The following is a 15,691-nucleotide window of genomic DNA, read 5'->3' on the forward strand; positions in this document are numbered from 1 at the left end:
ATCGCTACAATCGGCTCTTTTCCCAGGAGCAGACACCATGAGCGTTTCCCACCGCCGCCCGGTTCCTTTGTCCAAGGCTTATCGCCTGCTCAATCACGGGCCGACCGTACTGGTGAGCGCCGCCCATGACGGCCAGCGCAATATCATGGCCGCTGCCTGGGCCATGCCGCTGGATTTCGAACCGCCGAAAATTGCCGTGGTGCTGGACAAGTCCACCTGGACCCGGCAACTGCTCGAAGCCTCGGGCACCTTCGTCCTGAACGTGCCCTGCGTCGCTCAAGCCGATATCACCCAGACCGTTGGCTCGACATCAGGCCTGGAATTGACCCAGGGCCAAGGTCAGGACAAGTTCCAGGCGTATGGTTTGCAAACGTTTAGCGGTGAGCTGATCGACGCCCCTTTGCTCGAGGGCTGCGTGGCATGGCTGGAATGTCGACTGCTGCCAGAGCCCAGCAATCATCAGCAATACGATCTGTTCCTGGCCGAGGTGATTGCCGCCCAGGCAGATGAGCGGGTCTTCAGCGACGGCCGTTGGCACTTCGAGGGGCATGACGCACTGCGCACCTTGCACCATGTCGCGGGCGGGCATTTCCTGATGATTGGCGACCCGGTGGACGGCAAGACCTTGGCGTAACGCCTCACACCCACACGTCATTGACCGCCGTGCGTTCGCCGCCTTCGCTGCCGGTGTTGAGCACACCCTTGGGCTCGATCAGCAGCAGCTTCACCTCTTGCTCGGCAGAGGGTTTGTGCTCGACCCCTTTGGGCACCACGTACATTTCGCCGGCGTTGACCAATACGAAACCGTCACGAAAATCGAGGCGCAGCTGGCCTTCGAGCACGATGAAGGTTTCGTCGGTTTCCAGATGATCGTGCCAGATGAAATCCCCCAGCAGCTTCACCACCTTGAACTGGTAGTCGTTCATTTCGGCGATGACCCGGGGCGCCCAGTGCGCATCGATCCGGGCGATTTTTTCAGCGAAGTTCAGGCTTTTGTAAGCGTTCATGCAGCAGCTCCCGTGGTTGATCTTGAACCCACGATAACCAGCGCTCAGGTCTGCTTCTTGTACGATTGTGCGTCGCTTAGCGACGGTGCATTTTCATCCAGCGGGCCGGCGACAGACCGTAGGTTTTGCTGAATTGCCGGGTCATGTGGCTTTGATCGGTGAAGCCAGTAATCAGCGCAGCGCTGACCAGTGACTGGCCCTGGATCAGTAGCGAGCGCACCAGGTCCAGGCGCCGCATGGTCAGGTATCGATAAGGGCTGGTGCCGAACAACAGGCGAAAGTCCCGTGACAGGCTCCAGCGATCACGACCGCTGTGGTGCGCCAGCTCCTCCAGCGTCACGGTGCGATCCAGCGCACTGTGAATGAACTCCCGCGCGCGCTCCGCCGCCACGTAGTCGAAGCTCTGGTGGCGGGCGAAAGGTGTTCCCGAAACGCTGCTCAGGGCCTGCGCCAGATCGTACAGCGCGTCCTGTTCCTCCAAAGGGTCGAGGGGGCAATCCAGACTGCGCAGCAACACGTCGGTGGCGGCGAACAGGCGAGGGTCAGTCGACAGTCCGTTCTTGATGAACGGCAGCGGTTGTCCGCCAAGCATCTGCTGGATCAGCGCCGGTTCGATGTACATCATTCGGTATTTGAACCCGGCCTCGGTGCCGGCCTCGCCATCGTGGACTTCGTCCGGGTGCAACACCAACGTCCCGCCCGGCAGGCTGTGGCGCCATCCGCCGCGGTACTGAAAACTCTGCACACCGGCCAGGGTTCGGCCGATGGCGTAGGTGTCGTGACGATGAAGGTCGTAGCCGTGACCCGCAAAAAACGCTTCGAAACGTTGCAGGCCGCCCACGTCGGGCGCGCGGTGGAACCAGTCGATGGGAGGCGTTTGCTTGGCCATGGCGTTGTAGTCGTGAAATCAATGCAGAACACGGTAACCCAGTCACCTGTGCGCTGCCCGATAAACCCGTTGGACGGGTAGAAAAGCCGGGGTAAATGTTGCAAGGTGTTGAGCATTATCGAGGCCAAGAAGGCACCCCGCATCATGGAAAATACCTCACTGGGCTACGCTGCGCCGCTATTGTCGCTGGCGCTTTTATGGACCGTTGCCGTGGTCACGCCGGGTCCTAATTTCTTCAACATCGCGCAATTGGCCGCCAGTCGCACACGCCGTCATGGCGTGGTGGCTGCGTTGGGCGTGGCGACGGGCACCGTGCTCTGGGGGCTGGCGGGAGGCCTGGGGATCAAGTCGTTGTTCAGTGCAGCACCGACGCTGTACCTGGGGTTCAAGATTGCGGGTGGTTGTTACCTGATCTATCTGGGCCTGAAGCAATTCAAGCGTAAACCGTCAGCGGCGCCGGGTGATGCTGGCGCGCTGAACGAGACAGGGCATACGTTGCTGTCGGCGTATACCCAAGGCTTTTTGGGGAACATGACCAATCCGAAATCTGCGCTGTTCGTCGCCACCATTTTTGCTACCGCCATGCCCGCCTCACCGCCACCGATGTTGCTCGCGCTGGCCGTGCTGACTATGGCGAGCCTGTCATTCAGTTGGTATTGCAGCGTTGCGCTGTTGTTCGCCAGCCAACGAGTCGCGGTCGTCTACGAGCGTTCGCGCACATGGCTGGATCGCTTCGCAGGCAGTTGCTATCTATTGTTCGGCGCGCATTTGGTGGCCAATCGTTGAGGTGGTTTGCATGAGCAAATTGCGGGTAGGGATTATTTTTGGTGGTCGTTCGGCGGAACACGAAGTGTCGCTGCAATCGGCGAAGAACATTGTCGATGCACTGGATCGCTCGCGCTTCGAGCCGGTGCTGATCGGCATCGACAAACAGGGTCACTGGCACCTCAACGACCCTTCGAACTTCTTGCTCAATCAGGAAAATCCAGCCCTGATCGCCCTCAACCAGTCCAACCGTGAATTGGCGGTGGTGCCGGGCAAAGTCAGTCAGCAATTGGTGGAAACCTCCGGTCAGGAGCTGCTCGGGCACGTCGATGTGATCTTCCCGATTGTTCACGGCACCCTGGGTGAAGACGGTTGCCTGCAAGGCCTGTTGCGCATGGCCGACCTGCCCTTTGTCGGCTCCGACGTGCTTGGTTCAGCGGTGTGCATGGACAAAGACATCAGTAAACGCCTGCTGCGCGACGCGGGCTTGGCGGTCACGCCGTTCGTCACCCTGAACCGCGCCACGGCAGCGCGTACCGGGTTCGTCGAAGTTCAGGGCAAACTCGGACTGCCGCTGTTCGTCAAACCGGCGAACCAGGGCTCTTCCGTGGGCGTGAGCAAGGTCAATGACGAAGCCGAGTACCAGGCGGCCGTGGAACTGGCCCTGGGGTTCGACGAAAAGGTGCTGATCGAATCCGCCGTCAGCGGCCGTGAGATCGAGTGCGCCGTACTTGGCAACGAAGATGCGATCGCCAGCGGTTGTGGTGAAATCGTGGTGAGTAGCGGTTTCTACTCCTACGACAGCAAATACATCGACGCCCAGGCGGCGCAGGTCGTGGTACCGGCCAACATCAGTGTCGAGTCCAGCGAGCGTATTCGGGCTTTGGCCGTTGAGGCATTCCAGGTGCTGGGCTGCTCCGGGCTGGCGCGGGTCGATGTGTTCCTCACCGACAGCGGCGAAGTGCTGATCAACGAGATCAACTCGCTGCCCGGTTTCACCCGGATCAGCATGTACCCCAAACTCTGGCAGGCCACCGGCATGACCTACAGCGAACTGGTCAGCCGCTTGATTGATCTTGCCCTGGACAAGCATCAGGCGCGACAGGCGTTGAAGATCTCGCGCTAAGCTGAATGTTTGGGCGGTGATCAAGGCGTCGCATATTATTTTGGGTGTGCCGGCCTGATTTCAGAGGAGTAACGCCTGATCAGGCCTGCTTCACTGGCTTGATCAGGCTCTCAGCCGGGATCCCGAACAACTCATGCAGTTTCCAGATCATTGGAAGCGTCAGGGCGCGTTTGCCATTGAGTACTTCATAGACCCGGTTTGTCCTGCCAATAGCGGGCGCAAGGTCTGAGGCAGATAAGCCGGATTGCTCCATACGAAACTTGATGGCGTCGATTGGATTGGGTAGATCGACCGGAAAATTTCTTGATTCATAAGCTTCGATAAGCGTGATCATGATGTCGAAATAATCACCCTCAGGGGTGCCAGGCTCTGGTTCGTTGTCAAACAGTGCCGACACGTTTTTCAGTGCCGCACGGTAGTCCTCGTCGGTGTGAATCGGATGAATATTCATGGTTACTCCATCTCGACGGTGTCGGCGTCGATTGCGTCGTACTGCTTGTGAGTGCCGACGAATTTTATGTATATGGCGCCGAAGCGATAAGCCACGGCGACCACCAATCTAAAGTCGTTACCCTTGATGTTGAATACGACTCTGCGGCTCTTGAGAATACTGGCAGTAGCAAAGTGAGCCTTTATATCCAAAGGCGCTTTCCAGTTCGCATTTTTTGCCTCGTCAATCCAGGCTAGGAAAGATTGTTCCGAGTCGGGGTATTTCCCCCAAAACTTTTTCAGCTGACCAACTGCGATGATTCTCATGGCACGATCCTAGTCCCGTGCTGGGACTGATGCAAGTCTGTGGAGGCATAACCGATAGGCGGGGAAGTAAGCTCGACTCTATGGTCAGGTGCATCAGACATCTAATTTGATGGGACAAACCTGGTGCGAAACTCTACTCAAGAAACATATTTTTGCGTGTAGGAAATGGCATCACGCGACAGCCGATCAGATTGCAATATCTGTAAAAAAGGGCCTACCTCCCGGTAAGCCCTTTTTCATTCCCGCGTACGAATCAATCCCCCAACGCTTCCCCCTCACGCCGAGGATCAGCCCCGCCCGCCAGTGACGCATTCCCTTGCGCATCCTTCACCCGAACAATCGCCTGGGTGCCGCTGGTCATGTCGATCTCGCTGACGCTGTGTCCCTTGTCCTTCAACGCCTGGATCAGCTCCGCGCTGAACTGCCCCTGCTCCAGCTCCGTCGGGCCATTGCGGCTGCCGAAGTTGGGCAGGTTGATGGCGGCTTGCGGATCGAGGTTCCAGTCGAGCAGGCCGATAGTGGATTTGGCCACGTACTCGATGATTTGCGAGCCACCGGGGGAGCCGATGGTGGCGAGGAATTCGCCGCTCTGGCGGTCGAAGATCAGGGTCGGCGCCATGGACGAGCGTGGGCGTTTGCCGGGCTCAACGCGGTTGGCGACTTTTTGCCCGTTTTCTTCGGGGATGAAGGAGAAGTCGGTCATCTCGTTATTGAGCAGGAAGCCCTGGACCATCACGTGCGAGCCGAAGGCGGACTCGATGGTGGTGGTCATCGACACGGCCCCGCCTTGGTCATCCACCGCCACCACCTGTGAGGTGGAGATGCGCAGTGGTGAGCGATCCGGCGCGTAGGCCACCTGAATGCCTGGCGGGGTACCGGGTTTGGCCACGCCCATGCTGCGATCACCGATCAGGGCGGCGCGGCTGGCCAGATAGGCCGGGTCTACCAGCCCTTTGACCGGCACGGGCACGAAGTCGGCGTCGGCCACGTACTGTGCGCGGTCGGCGTAAGCCAGGCGCTCGGCTTCGGCGATCAGGTGCACGGCTTGCGGAGCGGGCTCGGTGCCTGCGGGTTTTTGCGTCTTCACCGGTTTCAGCGGCGCGAGGGCGAAACGCGGGTCGCGGGTTTCCAGGGCCTGCAAGGTGCCGAGAATCTGCGCCACGGCGATTCCGCCCGATGATGGCGGTGGCATGCCGCACACCTGCCAGCGTTTGTAATCGGTGCACAGCGGCGCGCGTTCCTTGGCCTGATAGCCTTGCAGATCGTTCAGGGACAAGCTGCCGGGGTTGGCGTGGCCCTGAACCTTGGTGACGATCTCTTGCGCGATGGCGCCTTTGTACAGCGCGTCAGGCCCTTCGTTGGCGATGCGTTTCAGCACAACGGCCAGTGCCGGATTTTTCAGCAACGTACCGGCCGCTTTCGGGCTGCCGTCCGCATTCAGGAAGTAGGCCACCATGTCCGGCGAACTGCGCATGGACGAATCCGAGGCGATCAACAGATGAAGGCGCGGCGAGATGGCGAAGCCTTGCTCCGCGAGTTTGATGGCGGGTTCGAACAGCTTCGCCCACGGCAGACGACCGTGTTTGCGGTGCGCCAGCTCAAGCGCTCGCAACACGCCCGGCGTACCCACCGAACGCCCGCCAATCTGGGCCGGGGTGAACGCCATCGGTTTACCGTCGGCCTGTAGGAAAAGCTTCTCGGTGGCGCCGGCCGGCGCGGTTTCGCGACCGTCGAAGGTGCGCACTGCCTTGCCATCCCAAAGCACGATCAATGCACCGCCGCCAATGCCGGAAGATTGCGGCTCGACCAGTGTCAGCACCGCTTGCATCGCAATGGCGGCATCAATCGCCGAGCCCCCCTGACGCAGCATCTCCCGCCCGGCTTCGGCCGCCAGCGGGTTGGCCGCTGCCGCCATGTGCGTGGAGGCGTGCCGGGTTTGCAGGTCGGTGCGATAGCCCGAGGCGTTTTCGGGTGCCACAGGCAACGTCGAAGTGGGTGGCGCGTTACAGGCGGTGAGGGTCAGCGTCGCGACGATCAGCGACAGGGCCGAGCGGCGATAGCGGCTCAAATGGAAGGCTGAGAACACGTTGGGGCACTCCGTCCGTGGGGAAAGTTACCGGGACTTTATCGGCCGACTCGGCAGGGTGCAAACCAGGGCCTACAGTAAAGCTGCTTTTATCCTTCATGAGTCGACGGATTTTCTGTAGGGTCGAGGGCAATAGACGGGCCAGAAGATCAACAAGAGGCAGACATGCAAACCGAGTTTCCCACCCAGCCAAGTTACCGTCATCAGCGAGAGCTGTTCCTCGCGGCCGCCACCGAGGCCGGTGCGACGTTGACCGAATACCCGCATCCGCTCAAAGGGCCTTTCGGCGAACCCTTGAGTACCGATGTCGCAGTACTGGGCGATCCTGGCGCCAAGCGGTTGCTGATTGCGCTGAGCGGCACCCATGGTGTCGAAGGCTTCTACGGTTCGGGTTGTCAGATCAAATGGATGCAGGAATTGGGCAAGCGCTCACTGCCGGCGGATGTGGCCGTGGTGTTCATTCACCTGATCAATCCCTGGGGCACTGCCTGGCTGCGGCGGGTTAACGAAGACAACATCGACCTGAATCGCAATCACCTGAATTTCGAACGGCCGTTGCCGGACAATCAGGCTTACGCAACGTTGCATGACATCTACGCCTGCACCGAGCTGCAAGGTCCTGAGCGTGAGCGCGCGGATGCCTTGCTCGACGCGCAGATCCGCGGACATGGCTGGCCGGCCGTGATGTCGATTGTCGAGGGTGGCCAGCACAGTCACCCCGACGGCCTGTTTTTCGGTGGGCTGGCGCCAAGTTGGTCGAACCGTACATTGCACGCCATCCTGCAAAAGCACATCGCCCATGCCGACGTGGCCATGTGTTTCGACTTGCACACGGGGGCCGGCGAGTACGGTCATCCGATGCTGTTGACGATCACTGAAGCTGCTTATCCCGCGCTGCCCGATGCCCAGGCCATTTACGGGCCGTGGCTGTACACGCTGCTGACCGGCGCCGACACGTTAAGTGAAACCGGTGTGGCGGCAACCGCGACTGGCTACACCTCGCAGGCGTTGATCGACGCGTTGCCGCAGGTTCGGTTGATGCCGTTTGTGATTGAGTGCGGGACGTACCCGGGGGCGGACGTGCATCGTCATTTGCGCGATGACCACTGGCTGCATCTTCATGGCGATCCGAGTGATGCGCTGGGGCGGGGAATCAAGCTGAATCTGCTGGAGCAATTCTATCCGGCCGACAGCGACTGGCAGGCCATGGTGTGGCTGCGGACGTGGCAGATTTGGGAGCGAGCGTTGTCGGCGTTGCCGACGATTCGCACCTGAGGCGGATCACCCTGGACCCGTGGGGTTCAGGGTACTTTTCCCGAGCCATAAAAAAACGGCCTACCTTTCGGTAAGCCGTTTTTAGTACTTGGTGGCTACACAGGGACTTGAACCCCGGACCCCAGCATTATGAATGCTATGCTCTAACCAACTGAGCTATGTAGCCAAGTGGCGCGCATTATTGGCTTGGAACGATGATGTGTCAAGCGTAAATCTAAAATATTTCTCTACGCTTTCAACTGCTTATCCTCCTGACCCGAAAAATCGGGCCGGAGGAAGGCGTCAACTGAGCTGAAATCTCCCGGTATTCGCGCTCAAGGCCTTGCTGCCCTGGCTCAAGGTGTCTGCCGCCAGGTTCACCGCCCGTGCGCCTTCGAGCAACCTGACTGCCGCCTGATCGACTTGCTGGATGTTGCCGCTGACTTCATCGGCGGTGCTGGCCTGTTCTTCCACGGCGGTCGCGATGTGCGCCAGGGTATCGGTCACGCCCTGAACCGCGAGGGCGATTTCCCCCAGGCGTTCGCCCAGGCCGGTGACGGATTGGGCATCACTTTGTGCCTGGCTACAGGCCGCTTCCATCAGGCTCACCGCTTCATTCACGGTGTTGCGCAGGCTGTCGACCGTGCCGGCAATTTGCGCGGTGGACGACTGGGTGCGTTGCGACAGGCTGCGCACTTCATCGGCTACCACGGCAAAACCGCGACCTTGTTCGCCTGCACGGGCGGCCTCGATGGCGGCGTTGAGCGCCAACAGGTTGGTTTGCTCGGCGACCCCGCGAATGGTGTCGACCACCAGCTGAATCTGTTGCCCTTGCTCACTGACCCGGCCCAGTGCCGCAGCGGTGTCGTTCAAGCGCTGATTAAGCTGTTGAATGCTCGCTGTGGTGCGTTGACTGTCTCGGCTGCTGTCGGCGGCAATGCGCTGGGTGTGCTGAGCGCTGCCTGACGCCTGTTCGCAACTCTGGGCAACCCCTTGAGAGGTCGCCGCCAGTTGCGTGGCCGCCGCGGCAATCTGGCTGATTTGCAATTGTTGCGCCTCGACTTCGCCGAGTGCGCCACTTGAGTGATGGTTCAGCGTGCGCACCGCGTTGCTCACCTGCAAGGTTTCGTGATCGACTCCCTGCAAGCTGTTGCGTAATTGCACCACCGCGACGTTCAGGGCGGTGCTGATGGCCGCCAGTTCGTCACGGCCCTGTACGGGGGCTTGCAGGCTCAGATTGCCGTCACGCAGGGCTTCGGCCAGCAGGGTGATGCCGCTGGCGCTGCGCCGGATCGAGGCTTGCAGGCAGATGAACAGGTACAGCGCGGCCAGCAGCAGGCAGCCAAAGATCGTCGCCACCAGCATGAATTGACGAATCGCCGAGTCGTGGTAGTAATCCAGGCGCTGATCCAGCGACATCAACGATTGCTGACGCAGGGCCGCAAGGTCTGTGAGCAGGCCGTCGAGGTTGCGTTCGAACTCTTCCGGCTTGAGGCTGATGCTGCCACCGAATACGCCGTCATCCAGCACCTTCAAACTCGCGTCGAGGTGTTTCAGGTTGTCATGGTATTGCCCGGCCCAGCTTTGCAATGCGCTGGGCAGGCGCGCTTCCAGGAGCGTGGCGGTTTTTACCAGTTGCTCCCGGGCATCGCCGATACGGCTGCGCAAGTCACGCAATTGCAGGCGGCTTTGCAGGGTGAACTGGCCCGAGACCACGGACGCCTGGCCGACGGCGGCCAGGCGACCGACCCGTTCAATCAGGTCTGGCGCGTGCTGGGTGGAAATCTGCGTCAGCAAATAGGTTTCCAGCCATGGCGCGAGCGTCAGGCGATTGTCCATGGCGATCTGTTCGCGCAGGGCTTGCAGGGCGCTCAAGGCGTTGGTGAAACGGTCGTATCCGTCCGGCCACCAGCCGACGCCGCTCAGGCTTTTCGAATCCAGGCCATTGAGGGCCGTTTGCAAGGCTTGATAGCGGGTAAGCGTTTCGCCCTCGGCGCCTTCGACTTTCAGCGCGTTGCCGAGGTCTGAAGTGGCTTGAGCGACGGCAGGCTGCACCGCATCAAACGCGCCCATGGCGGCGAGGGTGGCTGGCGTCGGTTGGCGATTGGTTTCCGTGGCGCGCCAGCGAGCCGCGCGGTCACGCTGGGCGGCGAGCAGGTTATCCAGAGCATCCAGAGCAAGCAGCTGCCTGACCCCGGCGCGTTCGCCGGAGATGAGGCTGAGTTTGGCGCGATAATCCTGGCCAATCATCAACAGGCTGCCGGCCAGCGGCAGGATAAACAGCAGGAACAACAGCTGAAATTTGCGTGCGAAGCCAAAACGCCCCAGCAACCCGATCCCCGGTGATAAAAACGACATGCCCCATGACTCCTCTGGACACCACGCACCATCGGCGTGCGTCGAGGCCGTTGCGACCGCGACTCGTGCCCTTTTAAAAGGCCTCGAAAGTTCACCCTCGCCAGCTCTGTAGGCCGACTCTGTAGCGAAACTTCCCATTCTCGGTCCCCTTTGTAAGAGGCCCGCGTTGAAGGTGTTAAACAAGGCAAGATTCAGACCATGGCGTTGCGCTATCACCTACCGGCCGATGAAAGATTAGTTCGTTAGCTGGCTAAGGGGATGGCGCTCTCGCACCGAAAAATGGCACATTGACGCACCTGCCCGCGTGCACCCATCCGCTGTACGGAAATACTCATGGCTATCAGCAACGCTCAGACCGGCGCGACGTCGGCACCCGCGACTTCACAAAGCAGCCCCTTGGTCATGCGCATCATCGGCGCAGTGGCGCTGGCGCACCTTATCAACGACCTGATCCAGTCGGTGCTGCCGTCGATTTATCCGATGCTCAAGGCCAACTATGGCCTGACCTTTACCCAGGTCGGCCTGATCACGCTGACCTTTCAACTGACCGCTTCGCTCTTGCAGCCGTGGGTCGGTTACTACACCGACAGACATCCCAAACCCTGGCTGCTTCCTGCCGGGACGGTGTGTACGCTGATCGGCATTGTGATGATGTCGATGGTCGGCACTTTTCCGTTGATTCTGCTGGCGGCAGGGCTGATCGGTATCGGTTCGTCGACCTTTCACCCGGAAGCCTCCCGCGTGGCGCGACTAGCCTCGGGCGGACGATTTGGCCTGGCGCAATCGACCTTTCAGGTCGGCGGTAATGCCGGGTCGGCGTTCGGTCCGCTGCTCGCGGCCGCGATCATCATCCCGTATGGTCAGGGCAATGTGGCCTGGTTCGGGCTATTCGCTGTGTTCGCGCTGTTCGTGCTCTACCGGATCAGCCGCTGGTACGCCAATCACTTGAATCTGTTCAAGCTCAAGCAAGGCCAGGCGGCGACTCACGGTCTGTCGAAGGGCAGAGTGATCAGTGCGCTGGTGGTGCTTGGGATGCTGGTGTTCTCCAAGTACTTCTACATGTCCAGCCTCACCAGTTACTTCACGTTCTACCTGATCGAGAAGTTCGACCTGTCGGTAGCCAGTTCGCAGCTGCACCTGTTCCTGTTTCTGGGTGCGGTCGCGGCGGGGACTTTCTTCGGTGGGCCGATTGGCGACAAGATCGGGCGTAAGGCGGTGATCTGGTTCTCGATCCTCGGCGTTGCACCGTTCACGCTGCTGTTGCCGCACGTTGACCTGTTCTGGACCAGCGTCCTGAGCGTGATTATCGGCTTTATCCTCGCCTCGGCGTTTTCTGCAATTGTGGTGTACGCGCAGGAATTGGTGCCGGGCAATGTCGGGATGATTGCCGGAGTGTTCTTCGGGTTGATGTTTGGTTTCGGCGGGATTGGAGCGGCGTTGCTCGGGCATTTGGCGGATGTGCACGGCATTGAATACGTGTACTTCCTGTGCTCGTTCCTGCCGTTGCTGGGTGTGCTGGCGATCTTCTTGCCGCGAACCAAAAAGGCCTGATCCCACACCATTCCCATGTGGGAGCGAGCCTGCTCGCGAAGGCGGAATATCAGCCAACATCATCGTTGAATGTTGGACCGCTTTCGCGAGCAGGCTCGCTCCCACAGGAGTTGGGGGGGGCGGCGTGTAAATCTTTCAGGCACAAAAAAGCCGCGTATCAAACGCGGCTTTTTCTTGGGCGGGTGCTTCGCACCGAAAAACTTAGACGTTGAAACGGAAGTGCATCACGTCGCCGTCTTTAACGATGTAATCCTTGCCTTCCAGACGCCATTTGCCGGCTTCTTTGGTGCCGGCTTCGCCCTTGTACTGGATGAAGTCGTCGTACGCGATCACTTCGGCACGGATGAAGCCTTTTTCGAAGTCGGTGTGGATCACGCCAGCGGCTTGTGGTGCGGTGGCACCGACGCGGACGGTCCAGGCGCGGACTTCTTCGACACCGGCGGTGAAGTAGGTCTGCAGGTGCAGCATCTCGTAGCCAGCGCGGATCACGCGATTCAGGCCAGGCTCTTCGAGGCCCAGGGCTTCGAGGAACATGTCTTTCTCTTCGCCGTCTTCCAGCTCGGCGATTTCCGCCTCGATCTTGTTGCAGACCGGAACCACCATGGCGCCTTCTTCTTCGGCGATGGCCTTGACGATGTCCAGCAGCGGGTTGTTCTCGAAACCGTCTTCAGCGACGTTGGCGATGTACATGACCGGCTTGGTGGTCAGCAGGTGGAAGCCACGAATCACGGCCTTGTCGTCGGCGCCCATGTTCTTCATCAGCGTACGCGCAGGCTTGCCGAGGGTGAAGTGAGCGATCAGTTGCTCCAGCAGGCCTTTCTGGACCACGGCGTCCTTATCGCCACCCTTGGCGTTACGGGCGACTTTCTGCAGTTGCTTTTCGCAGCTGTCGAGGTCGGCGAAGATCAGTTCCAGGTCGATGATCTCGATGTCGCGTTTCGGGTCGACGCTGTTGGAGACGTGAATCACGTTCTCGTCTTCGAAGCAGCGGACCACGTGGGCGATGGCATCGGTTTCACGGATGTTGGCGAGGAACTTGTTGCCCAGGCCTTCACCTTTCGAAGCGCCGGCAACCAGGCCCGCGATGTCGACGAATTCCATGGTGGTCGGCAGGATGCGCTTTGGATTGACGATGGCCGCCAGGGCATCCAGACGCGGATCCGGCATCGGCACGATACCGGTGTTCGGCTCGATGGTGCAGAAGGGGAAGTTCTCGGCCGCGATCCCGGATTTGGTCAGGGCGTTGAACAGGGTGGACTTGCCGACGTTAGGCAGGCCGACGATGCCGCAATTGAATCCCATGGTGTTTCCCCTCGGAGTAGAGTCAGGCCTTCTGGCTGTGCAGGTTTTTCATCGCGCGGTTCCATTCACCGGCGAGGATATCCGGCAGCACGCCGAGGGCAAAGTCGATGCTGGCATCGAGTTTTTCCTGTTCGGCGCGTGGCGCACGACCCAGGACGAAATTTGAAACCATACTGGCAACGCCCGGGTGGCCAATGCCAAGCCGCAAGCGGTGAAAGGTATTCTGATTGCCCAGTTGCGCAATGATGTCGCGCAACCCGTTGTGACCGCCATGGCCGCCGCCCTGCTTGAGCTTGGCAACGCCCGGAGGCAGATCGAGTTCGTCGTGCGCCACGAGGATTTCTTCAGGCTTGATGCGGAAGAAGCCCGCCAGAGCTGCTACGGCCTGGCCGCTACGGTTCATGTAGGTGGTGGGAATCAGCAGACGAACATCCTGACCCTGATGCGAATAGCGTCCGGTCAGGCCAAAATATTTGCGATCGGCGACAAGGTTGACCCCTTGTGCGTTTGCGATGCGCTCAACAAAAAGGGCCCCTGCGTTATGCCGGGTCTGTTCGTATTCAGCGCCTGGATTTCCCAGGCCAACGATCAGTTTAATGGCAGTCACGATAGGGGCCCTTCCTTGGAGTGGTGGATGACATCGCCGCAATCAGTGTGTGCGGCGAAAGTGGACGAAAATTGCTCATTTACCATTATGTAAACTCCGCGTTCTCGCCCGCTTTCTCGCTACGTTCCAGTCCGCGATGTTCCAATCACTCCGGCGTACAGAGTGAAATTACTCTGCAGCGCCTTCTTCGGTAGCTTCTGGAGCAACACGTGGAGCGTGGACGTTGGCAACAGCCTTGTCATCACCGTGTGCCAGAGCAACAAACTCAACGCCTTTAGGGGCTTTGAGGTCGGACAAGTGAATGATCGAACCGACTTCGGCGTTAGCCAGGTCAACTTCGATGAATTCAGGCAGGTCTTTTGGCAGGCAGGTCACTTCGATTTCAGCAACAACGTGCGAAATCTCGCCGCCTTTCTTCACTGGAGCAGCTTCGTTGATGAAGTGCACAGGAACGATAGCGGTCAGCTTTTGGCCGGCAACTACGCGAACGAAGTCAGCGTGCAGCACGTGGCCTTTAGCCGGGTGACGTTGCAGAGCCTTGATGATTACGTTTTGCTTGGTGCCGCCAACGTTCAGCTCGATGATGTGGCTGTAAGCCGCTTCGTTTTCGAGCAGTTTGGCAACTTCTTTAGCCAGCATGCTGATGGATTCAGGGGCTTTTTCGCCACCGTAAACTACAGCTGGTACCAGGCTTGCGAGACGACGCAGGCGGCGGCTCGCACCTTTCCCCAGGTCGGAACGCACTTCAGCATTCAGAGTAAAATCGTTCATGTTGTATCTCCAAAATAACCACATTCGCCCCAGCGTTTGCGACCAGCGCTAAAGGCGATATGGGCAAAAAAGCCCCGCCCCGACAGGAATGCCGGGGCGGGGCGCTTTTCGTCAACGAGACATTCGAGAAGGGCAGGGCCCTTAGCGGAACATCGCGCTGATCGATTCTTCATTGCTGATGCGGCGGACCGCCTCGGCAACTACCGGCGCGATATCCAGTTGACGGATACGCGAGCAGGCTTGTGCAGCAGCGGACAACGGGATGGTGTTAGTCACCACCAGTTCGTCCAGCATGGAATTTTCGATGTTTTCGATCGCCCGACCGGACAGCACAGGGTGTGTGCAGTAGGCGAAAACCTTGGCAGCGCCATGCTCTTTCAAAGCCTTTGCCGCGTGGCACAGAGTGCCGGCGGTATCGACCATGTCATCGACCAGAATACAGGTACGCCCTTCGACATCACCGATGATATGCATCACTTCAGAGTGATTGGCTTTCTCACGGCGTTTGTCGATGATCCCGAGATCCACGCCCAGGGATTTGGCAACAGCACGTGCACGCACGACGCCACCAATGTCCGGGGACACGATCATCAGGTTTTCGAAGCGCTGATCTTCAATGTCATCCACCAGAACCGGGGAGCCGTAGATGTTATCTACCGGAATATCGAAGAAACCCTGGATTTGGTCAGCATGCAGATCAACCGTGAGAACACGGTCGATGCCGACTACGGTAAGCATGTCAGCAACGACTTTCGCGCTGATAGCCACACGTGCGGAACGCGGACGGCGATCCTGACGGGCATAACCAAAGTAAGGAATAACAGCAGTGATACGAGTAGCCGAGGAGCGGCGGAAGGCATCAGCCATCACTACCAGTTCCATCAGGTTATCGTTGGTCGGAGCGCAAGTCGGCTGAATAATGAAGACATCTTTACCGCGGACGTTTTCATTGATCTCGGCTGTAATTTCGCCGTCGGAAAACTTACCGACAGAAATGTCACCGAGAGGGATATGCAGCTGACGTACGACACGTCGAGCCAGATCGGGGTTAGCGTTCCCCGTAAAGACCATCATCTTGGACACGCGCAGTACCTGAAGGCTGAGGGTAACCTGGATGAGTATAGGAAAATGGCAGGGGCGGCTGGATTCGAACCAACGCATGGCAGGATCAAAACCTGCTGCCTTACCGCTTGGCGACGCCCCTGTATCTGTTGCAACG

The 15,691-nt window shown here is 59.4% G+C and carries 15 protein-coding genes and 2 tRNA genes; 5 read left to right on the plus strand and 12 right to left on the minus strand.

Annotation, left to right across the window (positions count from 1 at the left end; translation table 11 throughout):
* Window positions 1-37: 37 nt before the first annotated feature.
* On the plus strand, window positions 38-634 hold the full coding sequence (locus AC07N8_RS24940) for a flavin reductase family protein (RefSeq protein ID WP_483842785.1): 597 nt from the start codon (window positions 38-40) through the stop codon (window positions 632-634).
* Window positions 635-638: 4 nt separating this feature from the next.
* Here the strand turns inward: AC07N8_RS24940 and AC07N8_RS24945 are convergent, their stop codons facing one another.
* Together AC07N8_RS24945 and AC07N8_RS24950 are read right to left on the minus strand one after the other, a co-directional pair.
* Window positions 639-1,007, minus strand: a complete 369-nt coding sequence (locus AC07N8_RS24945; RefSeq protein WP_483842786.1) for a cupin domain-containing protein — start codon at window positions 1,005-1,007, stop codon at window positions 639-641.
* 76 nt (window positions 1,008-1,083) lie between these two features.
* Window positions 1,084-1,896, minus strand: a complete 813-nt coding sequence (locus tag AC07N8_RS24950) for an AraC family transcriptional regulator (protein ID WP_483842787.1) — start codon at window positions 1,894-1,896, stop codon at window positions 1,084-1,086.
* A 144-nt stretch (window positions 1,897-2,040) separates the two neighbouring features.
* Here AC07N8_RS24950 and AC07N8_RS24955 point away from each other — a divergent pair, with 144 nt between their 5' ends.
* Together AC07N8_RS24955 and ddlA are read left to right on the plus strand one after the other, a co-directional pair.
* Complete coding sequence (locus AC07N8_RS24955) at window positions 2,041-2,682, plus strand: LysE family translocator (RefSeq protein ID WP_483842788.1); 642 nt, start codon at window positions 2,041-2,043, stop codon at window positions 2,680-2,682.
* Window positions 2,683-2,692: 10 nt separating this feature from the next.
* The gene (ddlA, locus tag AC07N8_RS24960) at window positions 2,693-3,787 is read left to right on the plus strand and encodes a D-alanine--D-alanine ligase (RefSeq protein ID WP_493146253.1); all 1,095 of its coding nucleotides are present in this window, start codon (window positions 2,693-2,695) and stop codon (window positions 3,785-3,787) included.
* 79 nt (window positions 3,788-3,866) lie between these two features.
* Here ddlA and AC07N8_RS24965 read toward each other — a convergent pair whose 3' ends face one another.
* From AC07N8_RS24965 to ggt, 3 genes are all read right to left on the minus strand, one after another.
* The gene (locus AC07N8_RS24965) at window positions 3,867-4,238 is read right to left on the minus strand and encodes a helix-turn-helix domain-containing protein (protein ID WP_483842791.1); all 372 of its coding nucleotides are present in this window, start codon (window positions 4,236-4,238) and stop codon (window positions 3,867-3,869) included.
* 2 nt (window positions 4,239-4,240) lie between these two features.
* Window positions 4,241-4,543 (minus strand): type II toxin-antitoxin system HigB family toxin, encoded by a 303-nt coding sequence (locus tag AC07N8_RS24970; RefSeq protein ID WP_493146251.1) that lies wholly within the window; start codon window positions 4,541-4,543, stop codon window positions 4,241-4,243.
* Between the two features lie 253 nt (window positions 4,544-4,796).
* On the minus strand, window positions 4,797-6,629 hold the full coding sequence (gene ggt / locus AC07N8_RS24975; protein WP_493146249.1) for a gamma-glutamyltransferase: 1,833 nt from the start codon (window positions 6,627-6,629) through the stop codon (window positions 4,797-4,799).
* A gap of 165 nt (window positions 6,630-6,794) precedes the next feature.
* On the opposite strand from ggt, the gene AC07N8_RS24980 reads away from it, so the two are divergent.
* Entirely contained in the window at window positions 6,795-7,904 is a 1,110-nt protein-coding gene (locus AC07N8_RS24980) for a DUF2817 domain-containing protein (protein WP_493146247.1), read from the plus strand.
* Window positions 7,905-7,993: 89 nt separating this feature from the next.
* Here the strand turns inward: AC07N8_RS24980 and AC07N8_RS24985 are convergent.
* A tRNA-Met gene (locus AC07N8_RS24985) sits at window positions 7,994-8,070 on the minus strand.
* A 116-nt stretch (window positions 8,071-8,186) separates the two neighbouring features.
* Window positions 8,187-10,241 (minus strand): methyl-accepting chemotaxis protein, encoded by a 2,055-nt coding sequence (locus tag AC07N8_RS24990; protein WP_493146245.1) that lies wholly within the window; start codon window positions 10,239-10,241, stop codon window positions 8,187-8,189.
* A gap of 333 nt (window positions 10,242-10,574) precedes the next feature.
* On the opposite strand from AC07N8_RS24990, the gene AC07N8_RS24995 reads away from it, so the two are divergent.
* A complete protein-coding gene (locus AC07N8_RS24995; RefSeq protein WP_483842796.1) occupies window positions 10,575-11,792 on the plus strand; it encodes an MFS transporter in 1,218 nt (405 codons plus the stop codon).
* Between the two features lie 201 nt (window positions 11,793-11,993).
* On the opposite strand, the gene ychF is transcribed toward AC07N8_RS24995, so the two are convergent.
* The 5 genes from ychF to AC07N8_RS25020 all read right to left on the minus strand — a co-directional run bounded on the left by ychF (window position 11,994) and on the right by AC07N8_RS25020 (window position 15,676).
* The gene (gene ychF / locus AC07N8_RS25000) at window positions 11,994-13,094 is read right to left on the minus strand and encodes a redox-regulated ATPase YchF (RefSeq protein ID WP_007942650.1); all 1,101 of its coding nucleotides are present in this window, start codon (window positions 13,092-13,094) and stop codon (window positions 11,994-11,996) included.
* Window positions 13,095-13,116: 22 nt separating this feature from the next.
* Window positions 13,117-13,701 carry an aminoacyl-tRNA hydrolase gene (gene pth / locus AC07N8_RS25005; RefSeq protein WP_046030136.1) on the minus strand — a complete coding sequence of 195 codons (585 nt, stop codon included), beginning with the start codon at window positions 13,699-13,701 and terminating at the stop codon, window positions 13,117-13,119.
* Window positions 13,702-13,869: 168 nt separating this feature from the next.
* On the minus strand, window positions 13,870-14,472 hold the full coding sequence (locus AC07N8_RS25010; RefSeq protein ID WP_123435132.1) for a 50S ribosomal protein L25/general stress protein Ctc: 603 nt from the start codon (window positions 14,470-14,472) through the stop codon (window positions 13,870-13,872).
* Between the two features lie 141 nt (window positions 14,473-14,613).
* Window positions 14,614-15,555, minus strand: a complete 942-nt coding sequence (locus tag AC07N8_RS25015; RefSeq protein WP_003208392.1) for a ribose-phosphate pyrophosphokinase — start codon at window positions 15,553-15,555, stop codon at window positions 14,614-14,616.
* A gap of 46 nt (window positions 15,556-15,601) precedes the next feature.
* A tRNA-Gln gene (locus AC07N8_RS25020) sits at window positions 15,602-15,676 on the minus strand.
* Between the last annotated feature and the right edge of the window lie 15 nt (window positions 15,677-15,691).

This window comes from Pseudomonas sp. GW821-FHT10C09, assembly GCF_059415465.1.

Bases quoted from the DNA above. Each gene is read 5' to 3' on its own strand.
- AC07N8_RS24940 (WP_483842785.1), top strand. From the start codon at position 38: ATGAGCGTTTCCCACCGCCGCCCGGTTCCTTTGTCCAAGGCTTATCGC.
- AC07N8_RS24965 (WP_483842791.1), bottom strand. From the start codon at position 4,238: ATGAATATTCATCCGATTCACACCGACGAGGACTACCGTGCGGCACTG.
- AC07N8_RS24990 (WP_493146245.1), bottom strand. From the start codon at position 10,241: ATGTCGTTTTTATCACCGGGGATCGGGTTGCTGGGGCGTTTTGGCTTC.
- ychF (WP_007942650.1), bottom strand. From the start codon at position 13,094: ATGGGATTCAATTGCGGCATCGTCGGCCTGCCTAACGTCGGCAAGTCC.
- AC07N8_RS25010 (WP_123435132.1), bottom strand. From the start codon at position 14,472: ATGAACGATTTTACTCTGAATGCTGAAGTGCGTTCCGACCTGGGGAAA.
- AC07N8_RS24970 (WP_493146251.1), bottom strand. From the start codon at position 4,543: ATGAGAATCATCGCAGTTGGTCAGCTGAAAAAGTTTTGGGGGAAATAC.
- AC07N8_RS24945 (WP_483842786.1), bottom strand. From the start codon at position 1,007: ATGAACGCTTACAAAAGCCTGAACTTCGCTGAAAAAATCGCCCGGATC.
- ddlA (WP_493146253.1), top strand. From the start codon at position 2,693: ATGAGCAAATTGCGGGTAGGGATTATTTTTGGTGGTCGTTCGGCGGAA.
- AC07N8_RS24950 (WP_483842787.1), bottom strand. From the start codon at position 1,896: ATGGCCAAGCAAACGCCTCCCATCGACTGGTTCCACCGCGCGCCCGAC.
- AC07N8_RS24995 (WP_483842796.1), top strand. From the start codon at position 10,575: ATGGCTATCAGCAACGCTCAGACCGGCGCGACGTCGGCACCCGCGACT.
- AC07N8_RS24980 (WP_493146247.1), top strand. From the start codon at position 6,795: ATGCAAACCGAGTTTCCCACCCAGCCAAGTTACCGTCATCAGCGAGAG.
- AC07N8_RS24955 (WP_483842788.1), top strand. From the start codon at position 2,041: ATGGAAAATACCTCACTGGGCTACGCTGCGCCGCTATTGTCGCTGGCG.